The 8,782-nt window shown below is 39.1% G+C and carries 7 protein-coding genes; 3 read left to right on the forward strand and 4 right to left on the reverse strand.

What is annotated here, in order from left to right; genetic code table 11:
* The first annotated feature begins 2 nt into the window (after positions 1-2).
* The 3 genes from ACVWYN_RS11880 to ACVWYN_RS11890 are packed head-to-tail and all read left to right on the forward strand — an operon-like array spanning position 3 to position 2,716.
* Positions 3-1,151 carry a BT_3928 family protein gene (locus tag ACVWYN_RS11880; protein WP_457289079.1) on the forward strand — a complete coding sequence of 383 codons (1,149 nt, stop codon included), beginning with the start codon at positions 3-5 and terminating at the stop codon, positions 1,149-1,151.
* A 1-nt stretch (position 1,152) separates the two neighbouring features.
* Positions 1,153-2,208, forward strand: coding sequence for an ABC transporter permease (locus tag ACVWYN_RS11885; RefSeq protein WP_457289080.1), 1,056 nt, complete (start codon positions 1,153-1,155; stop codon positions 2,206-2,208).
* Position 2,209: 1 nt separating this feature from the next.
* On the forward strand, positions 2,210-2,716 hold the full coding sequence (locus tag ACVWYN_RS11890; protein ID WP_457289081.1) for a shikimate kinase: 507 nt from the start codon (positions 2,210-2,212) through the stop codon (positions 2,714-2,716).
* On the opposite strand, the gene ACVWYN_RS11895 is transcribed toward ACVWYN_RS11890, so the two are convergent.
* The 4 genes from ACVWYN_RS11895 to dacB are packed head-to-tail and all read right to left on the reverse strand — an operon-like array spanning position 2,699 to position 8,580.
* Positions 2,699-4,405 (reverse strand): M28 family peptidase, encoded by a 1,707-nt coding sequence (locus ACVWYN_RS11895; protein ID WP_457289082.1) that lies wholly within the window; start codon positions 4,403-4,405, stop codon positions 2,699-2,701. The genes ACVWYN_RS11890 and ACVWYN_RS11895 overlap by 18 nt on opposite strands.
* 7 nt (positions 4,406-4,412) lie before the next feature.
* On the reverse strand, positions 4,413-5,222 hold the full coding sequence (gene truA / locus ACVWYN_RS11900; RefSeq protein ID WP_457289083.1) for a tRNA pseudouridine(38-40) synthase TruA: 810 nt from the start codon (positions 5,220-5,222) through the stop codon (positions 4,413-4,415).
* Between the two features lie 3 nt (positions 5,223-5,225).
* Positions 5,226-7,187: a beta-N-acetylhexosaminidase gene (locus tag ACVWYN_RS11905; protein ID WP_457289084.1), complete on the reverse strand. Its 1,962-nt coding sequence runs from the start codon at positions 7,185-7,187 to the stop codon at positions 5,226-5,228.
* A 22-nt stretch (positions 7,188-7,209) separates the two neighbouring features.
* On the reverse strand, positions 7,210-8,580 hold the full coding sequence (dacB, locus tag ACVWYN_RS11910; RefSeq protein WP_457289085.1) for a D-alanyl-D-alanine carboxypeptidase/D-alanyl-D-alanine endopeptidase: 1,371 nt from the start codon (positions 8,578-8,580) through the stop codon (positions 7,210-7,212).
* Positions 8,581-8,782 lie beyond the last annotated feature (202 nt).

Below are 8,782 nucleotides of genomic sequence, written 5' to 3' on the forward strand. Positions count from 1 at the left end.
CTATGAATGCGATCTTAAACTTTTTCAGGATATTTGTTGGAGTACTTTTCATATTCTCCGGTCTTATAAAAGCTAATGATACCATTGGTTTCGGGTATAAACTTGAAGAATATTTTGATGTATTTCACCTGTCCTTTTTATCTAGCTATGCTACAGTTATAGCCATGATACTTTGCATCCTCGAAATCGTTTTAGGCGCACTGCTTTTATTTGGGTTTTGGCGTAAACAGGTTACTTCGGGGTTAATGGGTATCATTATATTCTTTACTTTTTTGACTTTTGTTTCTGCCTTTTTCAAAGTAGTAACTTCATGTGGATGCTTTGGCGATGCCATTCCTTTAACACCTTGGCAATCATTTTCCAAAGACTTAGTATTGCTGGTAATGATCCTATATATATATACATATAGGAAAGCCATACAGCCAATAACTGAAAAATCAGGGTTACAGAAGGGTTTATTTTCCGTTGTTTCTGTATTATCATTGCTATTTACGCTCTTTACTTATAACTATTTGCCTGTTATTGATTTTCTTCCATATAAAGTAGGTGCAAACATCCCCCAGCTTATGACTATGCCGGCGGGGGCAATGCCTGACGAGTATGAGATTACCTATAGCATGACTAACAAGAAAACAGGCGAAAAGAAGGTGATAAATGATAAGGAATATCTTAAATCAGGGATCTGGAAAGATGATAATTGGGAGATCATTGGGACACCTGAAAGTAAGCTGATTAAAGAAGGTTATCAGCCAAAGATCCGCGATTTGAAAATTACCGACGCATCCGGTACAGATTATACCAAGGAAATTATAGAAAACCCATATTATAGCCTGGTAATGGTAGCCTGGAATTTAAAAGATGCGGATGAACAAGCTATTTCTTCATTAAATGCACTGGCATTGAATGCAACTGAGCAGTTTAATATCCGCACGGTTTTACTCACTGCCAATTCTGCTCAGGATGCAGATGCATTTAGCAAGCGAATGAAACTATTTATGGAAATTTTTTATGCCGATGCAGTGCCCTTGAAAAGTATGGTTAGGGCTAACCCGGGAATTTTGCTGTTAAAAAATGGCGTGATTATAGATAAGTGGCATTACCATGATGTTCCATCTTTTGATGAACTTTCCAAAACCTACTTCGCTAAATAATATGCTTTACTACGCTATCAAGAAATTCCTTTACGGCTTTGCTGTGATGGCGGGTGTGGTTGTAGTAGTTTTTTTGCTATTTAACGTGCTGCCTGGTGATCCGGCAAGGATGACAATGGGGCAGCGCTCTGATGTGCAATCTCTTGAAGCTGTGCGGAAGGAATTTGGATTAGACAGGTCAAGGCCAGTTCAGTTTTTTCTTTATCTTAATGATTTATCACCAATTAGTATTCACGATAATACTCCTGAGGATAGAGAGAAATATCATTATATAGGAATTATCCCTTTTGGTAAAAATGTATTGGCCTTAAAATGGCCTTACCTGCGCAGATCTTACCAAACAAAAAGAGATGTTACTACCATACTTCGAGAAACTGTTCCTAACACTTTTGTGCTGGCACTGAGTTCCATGTTTTTCGCAACTTTAATAGGCGTATTTTTTGGGGTAATATCGGCTGTAAACAAAGACACTTGGATAGATAAAGCTGCCAATGCATTTGCCATTATTGGAATTTCAGCCCCTTCATTCTTCGCTGGAATTATTATTGCCTGGTTATTCGGTTTCGTATGGAGTAATTATACTGGTTTAAGCATGTCTGGGAGTCTTTATAGCTATGATCCCTTTGAAGGAGAAATCATGACCTGGAAAAATTTATGGCTCCCAATGATAACACTTGGCTTAAGGCCTTTGGCAATTATTGTTCAGCTTACAAGAAGCGCAATGCTAGATGTACTTGCACAAGATTACATTAGAACGGCGCGTGCGAAAGGCTTGAGCAGGAACATCATTATTTATAAGCACGCATTAAGAAATGTGATGAATCCTGTTATAACTGCAATTTCTGGTTGGTTTGCTTCATTACTAGCGGGTTCTTTTTTTGTTGAATATATATTTGGATACAATGGTCTGGGCAGAACTGCAGTTACTGCTCTAGAAATGTCTGATTTTCCTGTAATTATGGGTTCTATATTATTTATTGCTCTTGTGTTCGTTGTGATTAATATCTTAGTTGATATTTTGTATGCCTTTGTTGACCCAAGGGTTAAACTAGCTTAAAATGAGAATATTCCTAATTGGCTTTATGGGCTGTGGCAAAACTACTTTGGGTAAACGATTTGCCCTCAAGATGAACTATGAATTTATAGATTTAGATCATCAGCTAGAAGAGCAAGTGGGTATGACTGTTGGAGCGTATTTTGTGGAGAAAGGTGAAAATGCCTTTCGTGAACTGGAAAGTAATATGCTAAAGAATATTCGCTATCCAACAAATTGTGTTATCTCTACTGGAGGAGGGACACCCTGTTATTTTGATAACATGGAATTTATGAACCATACCGGTATTACCATTTATATTGAGATGGCTCCTGAAGCATTAGCGAAAAGACTGGAACACGGAAAGTATAAGCGCCCTCTTATCAAAGATATGGACGAGGAACAGCTGATTGAGTTTATAGAAACCAAACTACAAGAGCGAAACCCATATTACAAGAGATCATACCTTTCTATAAATGGTATCAATGTTACTCCTGAAAAATTGAGACTCCAGTTATTTCAGGTCTTCTAAGTATTGTTTCGTTTGTTGCGATACCGCTAAAACTGCAATTTTTATAGTTGATCCAAGACTTTTGGTTTCAGATTTAACCGGTAGAGAACTTATGGTAGCAAGGGCGTATTCATAATACTTACCCCAGGTTTCAATTATTTTCTGTTCTTCTGCAACCGGATTGCCACTTGCAATGGCCAATTTACTTAAATCATATTCTGTTTTTAAACGATCTAGTGCAGCCTTTTTCACTATATCAACTGTATATGCAGCTGTAATTTCATCTGCATTGATGAGTGTATATGCGGCAGTTAATGCGCTAATACCTACATTATGCATCGTTAGAACAGAAACTTTATCCAACCTGTCATGATCAGTGTGATAGTACATATCTGTAAAATGCCACATCAGTAGTCCAGGAATCTTATTTTGTAAAAATGGGGTATGATCGCTGCCACCTTCAAAAGGATTATAATTTACAATCCAATTGGCGTATTTACCCTGATCGCGACACACTTTCATGATAAAATCATTATAATAATGCGGGAATAGATCTTCTTCCTTAACATCTCCCGCACCCCATTCTGAATGCTTATCCGTGCCTCTGGTCCAAATTGCCGAAGGATCAGGCATTTTTTCAATTAGAAAGCTGCCACCTGTTTTTTTAGTGTCTTCTCCAACCATGTCCAAACTTAGCCCCCAGCCTATTCCTTTAGCTCTTTCAATATCTTCCTGGATATAACGCTGGGTAGATACAATTTCATCTCCCCACAAAAATGTTAGTGTGCGCTGCAGCTGAATTTTATTTTCTTTAACCAGCTTTGCAGTAACTCGTGCCATTTCGGCCAGTGTTCCAACTCCTGTTGCATTATCGTTTGCACCAGGCTCCTGTACATGAGCGCTAAATACGAATCGCTGATTCGGAGAAACAGATCCCCTCACATTAGCCACTATTGTTAGTTCCTCTGCAGAATAGCTATTGGTTTCAATACTTACCTTCAGTTTAACTTTACCCTTTTCTAAGGCCTTTTTTAACCGCTCTTTTGCTTGATAGGATAAGTTAAGGGCCCAACCGTTATTGTCTGGATTGCTTATGGCTGAAAATTGTATAGACGTATGGTTTATTTCTGGCTGCGTGTAGTTAGGCATAGCATATCCAAGCACGCCAAGCGCTCCGGCATCGACTGCGGCGTTAAAAAACCTGCCACTTCCTGTTTCTGAGAATATGATCTTCCCTTGAATGGCTTTATTATCAAGGTTTTTTAGTGAAGTAGCATCAAGTAAAATGACCTCTGCAGTGATTCCGCCTGCTGGAGTAGGACTTGATCCGATTGTTATCATATTCCGATTGGTCTTAAACTCCAATAAAGGTTGTTCTTCCCCTTCAATAAGGACGCTGGCATTGATAGGGTCCCATGCATTCTTTTTCATTGGACGCTTTTCAATCCGATAGGTAAGTGGTGCTTCGGCTTCATTGTTCTTCTGCAAAACATATCCTGCTTTTTTAAGAAGATCCTCCAAATAATAAATACTTTCGTTAAATCCTTTATTTCCTGGAAGTCGCCAACGCTGCTCTACAAAAGCTGTGGTTTCGAATGCATTTTGCTTATTGAAATTTTTTCTCGTCAACTCAAAATAGGGTGAGGTAGGATTTTGAGCCGTAACAGATGTGCTGACCAGCAATAAGTAAATAAAAATTACTTTTTTCATTTTTATATTATAATGGGATCCATGATTGGTCTGCCTGTTTTTGCAGAATCGCAGAAAACTCTGTACGAGAAGGTAGATCTAAATAGGGGTAGGTGACTTTTGATAAATATAAGCCTTGTGGATGTGCAGGAGTAATCAGTTGAGGTGTTTGATTGTTAATCAGGTAATGTTCAAATTCGTCTACTGATAATGTACCTCTTCCAATTTTGAGTAGCTGTCCCATAATGATCCTGATCATTTTACTCAGAAACCTATTGGATGCAATCTGAAACCTCAATCTATCCCCTTTAGGATCAACAGAAATAGAAGCAGACATCACATGACATATGGTATGTTCATATTTGTCTGGACTAGTACAAAATGCACGGTAATCTTTATAGTTGGGAAGAATGGCTGCTGCATTTTTCATCTGATCGAAATCAAGGCCATCTAAAAGGTAATATGCACTTAACCCATTTAAAAAAGGGTCTTTATAGGTGTGTAAAAAATAATCATAGGACCGGTATACAGCGTCAAAGCGTGCATGCGGTTCTCCCTCCATGGGGATAATATCAAATACAGCAATGTTTGCAGGTAATGATTTATTTAACCTAAAAAGAAGGTCAAAGTCCCATACTCGTTCAATATCCATATGGAAGAAAAACTGACTGGCATGCACGTGTGCATCAGTTCGTCCACAACCATTTATAAATACGGTTGTTCTCATGATCTTGCTCAGCGCTTTCTCAATAACGCCCTGAACATTGGCTAACCCAGGTTGTTTCTGCCATCCATTGTAATTCAGACCATTATAGCCAATATGAACAAAGTATCTCAAAATTTATTTTCTAGGGGCACGTTTATCTAACTCTTCAATAGGCATGTTCATCATTCTACCAACAGGTATTTTACCTTTATAGGTAATCACTTTTAAGATAGTTGCATCTTTTGGTGGAATCAATTTATCCGTATACTTTGGATAGAACCTATCAGGGAAAGAGTTGTCAAAACTGTAATAAATATCAAGGCCTTCCACTTCAGTAGTCAGTTCAATCATCAGTTGCTTATCAGCAGATCTGCTTACAGAAAATATAGGGTCGTATACACTAGGTGCATATTTAGTTTCAGCAATGTCCATCCGCTTAAAGTGCTGCTCTACTTTGGAGAAGAATGTTGTCCAGTTCTTTTTTTCGGCTGGGGACCAAACTGATTCTGCTATAGCCATACCGCGCGGCCACGTCATATATTCTGCCTGTCGGATGTTATAAACTTGTTCCGTCCATAAATTGGCTTGTCCGCCTTTAATGTATTTTGGGTCTGCTCCCGCAGGTATCGGGTCAAATTCATAAGATTTGCTGAGCCTCAAAGTAGCGTACACCTTGGGTTCGGTGATTTGATCGGCCTGCATGTAGTCCAGATAAGCAAAAGTGGTAGGGCTCATGACTACCTCATGTTTATTCTTTGAGGCTTCAATACCGTATTTGGTGCCGCGCCAGCTCATCACAGCCACGCTGGCTGTCATGCCGCCGTCCAGAATCTCGTCCCATCCCATAAATTTTTTACCTTTGGATTCAACAATCTTTTGAACACGCTTTTCAAAATAGCCTTGCACCTGATGCATATTTTTTAATCCTTCTCGTTTCATTAAATCCTTAATGCTGTCATTCTTCTCCCAATAATTTATGGGAGCTTCATCTCCACCCATGTGGATATAGTCAAAAGGAAACAGTTTGGCAACCTGAGAAATAACAGTGTCCAGGAAAGTATAAACTTTTTCATTAGCGGGGCAGAGTGTGTTATCTAGAAGGGCGATAGGGGGAGCACCTTTAGACCAGTCCATTATTCGTTCTCCTGACCTAACACGGTAACTTTCGGCGCCAGGTGTGCATGACAATTCTGGATAGGAGGATATTGCCGCTAAGCTATGCCCAGGAACGTCTATTTCTGGCATTATGTCAACAAACCTATCTTTAGCATACTGAACAATTTCCTTAATATCTTCCTGAGTGTAAAATCCGCCATAAGTGCGCGGCTCGTCTGCTGTTGGAGGAATAAAATTTCCAAATTCGCCGACTTTCTTTACCCGCCATGCGCCAACTTCGGTAAGCTTTGGTAAGCCTTTTATCTCTATCCTCCAACCCTCGTCATCCGTAAGATGCAGGTGAAGCAGATTATACTTATATCTTACCATCGCATCAATATATTGCTTGACTTCAGCCTTTGTAAAGAAATGACGGGCAACATCAAACATAAGTCCGCGCCAACCAACACGAGGATAATCAGTAATTTCAACACAAGGTGCGGCCCACGCTATATTTTCAACTAATTCTTTGCTTTCAATCTCCTTTGGGAAAAGTTGGATCAGACTTTGAACACCGTAAAATAATCCTGCAGGCTTATTGGCCTTTATGGTGATAAGGGAAGGGGTGACAGTTAAGGTATAGCCTTCCTGTCCGATGAAGGCATTGACTTTATCATTTAGGATAAGATTTATAGTAGCCTTGATAGTTTTATCATTAACATTAGTAACAAAGCTTCCTGTAGGTACAGACAACCTTTCCTGTAAAAAACTAACGACTTGTTTAAGTTCTGGATTTGCTGGCGAATGGATCACAACATTTACCGGTAGTATGAAATGACCTTCTGTTTTGATTAAAGAAACAGGTTCAGGAATGATGGCAATGTCTGAAGTATGGTTAAGGGCTTCTGAAACAGATGATACAGGTATTTCTGAAATAGCAGCCTGGCTAAATACTTTAAAGCTTAAGATGCAGAGGATTAATAACGCAGAGAATCTTTTCATAATCTCCGCAATTTACCAAAATTTACTTTAAGGCATCTAAAACACGGAACAACTTTTTGTTGATCCCTGATCCCGAATAGTTGTTTACGTTAATCACGATTACGTATTTATTGCCGTTTATACTCGTGTAATAACCTGCAAATGCAGAAACGTCATTAATGGTTCCACTTTTTAGCTTCATACCATTATTGTCCGGCAAAGAATTATAATAGTCTTTAAACCAGCTCTCTTTTTGTGCCTGATAAAGCACATTGGCCATTGCAGCAGTAGTTACTCTAGTTCCTGGCGATAAGCCACTACCATCTAATATGTTCAATGCGTCCTTATCTATGCTCCGCTCAGTCCAGAAATTAATAATAGCTGATGCGCCATTTTTTGTAGTAGCTGTCTTTCCGAGTTTCCAGGCAATTGTTTTAATAAGATGCTCTCCATAAAGATTTATACTTTTTTTATTGAACCAGTAAATAATCTCGCTAAGGGATGGTGAGAAAATAGTATTTATTTTTTCAGAGACTTTGGGCATAGTCTGCTGGATAGAAGTAAGCAATCTGCTTGTGGTAGCAGAAATGGATGCTGTTATTCCAATACGCCTCAATGTATCCTGTAGTCGGAAAGCTGCATCAAATGCCGGATCGGGTAGTGCAGCTGAAATGCCTTCCTTTGAAGCACCAAGTCCCCATGAACCCCTCAAGTAACCAATCTCGCTAAGTGGGGGTATGTAGGCATATACATTATCACCGCTTCCTTCTGCACCTGCTTTAAGTTCATTAACAATCTTCAGATAAGGCATTAATGGCACTGTTTTAACTATGGTTACTGAATTGTCTGATCTGTTTGCCCTAAGGTGTAGGTCAAACTGGTTCTCTCTCCAGGAGAGTCCCGAAGCACCGGCACCATAATAATTGCCAATGTCTTGCCAGATCCAGCCATCGGGTGTTGTTTGTGTCCCGAAAATGCTTTCGTCGCCAATTACACCTCCACTAATCTTTTTTATTCCGGCGGCGCGAATTGCCTTTACCCACTTCTCCAGTATCGTGCCCTCTTTACTGCTTTCATATCGCCAAGATCCAAGGGTGGGATCACCTCCTCCTGTAATGATCAGGCTTCCGTTTAGTGTTCCATCATTGCTTATTGTTCCACTGTATCCAAGGGTAGTCTGAAATTTAAAATCTTTTCCGAGGATGCTAAATGCTGTTGCTGAGGTGATGGTCTTCAAAGTAGATGCTGTTGATAGACCAATATTCTCATTGCGGGCAAATATAATTTTCCCGGTATTTGCATCGAGTACACAAAACGATGCAATTGCATATTTTGTTTGATCATCAGCAAGAAAAATGTTAAAAGCTTGTTCCAGTTTCTTAACCTGACTTTGCGCATAGGATGTAATACCCATTAATAACAGACAAAACAGAAGGGATCTTTTCAGCATATATTAAATAAAAAAACGTGATGTAAAAATAGCAGGTATTGCCATTTCCGCATCACGTTAATATATTTTATTAATAACCTGAGTTCGATTAATAAAATCGGAACAAAACGGTAAATATCGATAAAGAAATAGTAGATAAATTGGTAATATTCAGTAGAATTTTATA

The organism is Pedobacter sp. UYP24 (genome assembly GCF_054057295.1).